The sequence below is a fragment of the Streptomyces ossamyceticus genome (assembly GCF_001418475.1).
Classification (GTDB): domain Bacteria; phylum Actinomycetota; class Actinomycetes; order Streptomycetales; family Streptomycetaceae; genus Streptomyces; species Streptomyces ossamyceticus.
The window spans coordinates 1-2,588 of record NZ_LIQX01000363.1; the positions used below are offsets into that span (position 1 = coordinate 1).

At 73.2% G+C, this 2,588-nt stretch carries 3 protein-coding genes; all 3 read right to left on the reverse strand.

What is annotated here, in order from left to right; translation table 11 throughout:
* Positions 1-379 precede the first annotated feature (379 nt).
* Positions 380-1,255, reverse strand: a complete 876-nt coding sequence (locus AOK15_RS25570) for a PHP domain-containing protein (protein ID WP_055520710.1) — start codon at positions 1,253-1,255, stop codon at positions 380-382.
* A gap of 278 nt (positions 1,256-1,533) precedes the next feature.
* Positions 1,534-2,175, reverse strand: coding sequence for a DUF6758 family protein (locus AOK15_RS25575; RefSeq protein WP_055520711.1), 642 nt, complete (start codon positions 2,173-2,175; stop codon positions 1,534-1,536).
* A gap of 264 nt (positions 2,176-2,439) precedes the next feature.
* Positions 2,440-2,588, reverse strand: a 149-nt coding sequence (locus AOK15_RS42680; protein WP_167738855.1) for a suppressor of fused domain protein, incomplete at its 5' end; no start/stop codon positions are given.

Sequence of the window (2,588 nt, forward strand, 5' to 3'; positions counted from 1 at the left end):
CCCGTATCGCCGAGCGGGGCGGTGCGGGCGAGGCGGGGCGAGAGCCCTACGCCAGTGGTGACGATGGTGACGAACGGGCGACGGAGCCGAGCGGCGAGCACGGGGAACGGGTGCGGAGGACGGCGGAGGGCAGAGGGTGGAGGGCGAGACCCGGGCCGGGCAGCGGGACAGCGGGACAACCGACTCGCCCGGTCATCCCTGGGTCGGCCCGCCCGGTCGTCCCTGGGTCGGCCGCCCGCGATCACTGGATCGGCCCACCGAGGTGATCTGCCGACCGCCGGTCCGCCGAACCGTGGACCGAACGGCCTGGCAATCCGCCGACCGGCCACCGACCGCCGCCCTCGCCTCCGCCACCGCCGCTACCGAACCGCCGGACGCCCTAAGGCCGAGGAGCCGACTGTTTCCCGCCGGTGCCCGGGACGGGGAACGCTCCGGTGGCCCGGCGCGTGATCTCCCCGTAGACCTCGGGGTCGGTCGTGTACTCGCCGAGCTCACAGGTCTTGCGGCTGCCGTGATAGTCCGAGGACCCGGTGGCGAGCAGCCCCAGTTCCTTCGCGAGGCCGCGCAGTCGCGCCCGGGTCGCCGGGTCGTGGTCCATGTGGTCGACCTCGATGCCGTCGAGCCCGGCGGCGGCGAGGTCGGCGATCGCGGACTCGGGGACGGTGCGGCCGCGCTTGACGGCGGCGGGGTGCGCGAAGACCGCGACTCCGCCGGCGCCCTTGATCAGCCGGATCGCCTCGAACGGGTCGGTCTCGTGCTTCTCGACATGGGCGTGCCCACCGTCGGCGAGCCACTGCGGCGTGAACGCGTCGTTCACGGTCGGTACGACGCCGAGTTCGACGAGGGCGGTGGCCACGTGCGGCCGACCCACGGAGCCGCCCCCGGCGATCCGCGCGACCTGCTCCCAGGTGACCGGCACACCCAGTTCGTTGAGCTTGGCGACCATCCCGCGGGCGCGCGGCACCCGGTCGTCCCGGACCAGTTCGCGCTCGGCGAGCAGCCGGGGCTCCTCGGGGTCGAACAGGTAGGCCAGCATGTGCATGCTGACGCCGTCCAGGCGACACGACAGTTCGGCGCCGGTGACGAGCGTGAGCCCCTCCGGGAGTGCGGCGATCGCCTCGGGGTACCCGCGGGTGGTGTCGTGGTCGGTCAGCGCGACCACGTCCAGGCCCGCGGCGCCGGCCTTGAGGACCAGCTCGGCGGGGGTGTCCGTACCGTCGGAGGCCGTGGAGTGGCAGTGCAGATCGATGCGCACGACGCGGACTCCAGGAACAGACGAAACGGAAGCGGACGCTCAAGAATAGCGCCCTTTTGAAGCACTCCGGTCACACCCGAAACCGGGTAGCGCCCCCTACACATGGAGGGGGCACCCAGCCGGTGCGGACAGACCCCCGGCCATGCGCGGGCAGGTCCCCGACCATGCGCGGACCGGCTCCCGGTGATGCGCGGACTGGCCCCCGGCCATGCGCGGACCGGCCCCGGCCGTTGCGGACAGCCCCCACCGGTGAAGGCAAGCGCTGCGACAGGGCCGCTCTACGGCTCCAGGATGCGCGGGGACAGCGCGCCGCACGGCAGCAGTTCCACCTCGGCGCCCGCGTCGCGCAGATCCGTGAGGACCAGTTCGTCGTACATGAGCAAGCCCGTCTGTTCGGGCCAGACGACCGCCCACAGCCAGAGGCCGAGTGCCTCGCCGGCGAAGACGGCGCGGTCGTCGGGGGTGCCGGAGACATGCCAGAGGGGCGTGGGGCGCCCCGCGGCGAGCACCTTCGCCTGGGGTGGTTTCTCTACGCTGAGGTACGGCCCGGGGTCGGGTCCGTCGATGCCCGCGTACCGGGCGCCGAGGCCCACGCCGAGTTCCTCGGCGATGAGCACCAGCTCGCCCATGCCGCCGAGCGGCCCCGGACCGGAGCAGGCCACGGCAGTGGCGCGCCCTCCGCTGCGGTCGTCACCGGCGAAGGCCGCACCGGTGAACAGCCAGCCCACCGGCAGCGGCCACGGCATCCACACCGGCACCTGGGCACGGTGCACCACGACGCTGAGGGCCTCGACGCTGGGCGGGATCACGGGCTGCAGCGGGTGCACCGTCCCGTGTACAGCGCACTGCCAGGAGTCGGCAAAGAGGCCGGGAGCCCTGACCCGGCCACCACACTTCGGGCAACTGGGTTCGCCCCTCATAGGGCCCAACGGTCCTCCCCGTGCTTCCTCGCGTCAAGGACGATCACCCGTCCGGCGTGTGCGCGTCACATTCCGCGCACGACCGCCGGACGCCGGACGGCAGCCGACCCTCCGGGGGACCGGAGAACCCGCCGCCGGAATCAACTACCCACACCCCAGAGGGAAGCGCCGATTTTCGGCCACCTGCCGGGCGCCCACCGGTCACCTGTGGCGTGCCGTCGGTCACACGGGGAAGTCGCGGAGGGAGCCCTGGGGGCGACCGGCCTAGTCCAGGGAGACCGACGTACGGACGGGGTCGCGGAGGTCCGTCCCCTGGGTGAGCCAGCGCTCCTGGAGGGCCTGGGCGCCGTGGACGCGCTTCCAGGCCGCCTCGTTGGGGGTCATCGGGAGGAGGGGGAGGAACTGTACGGGGT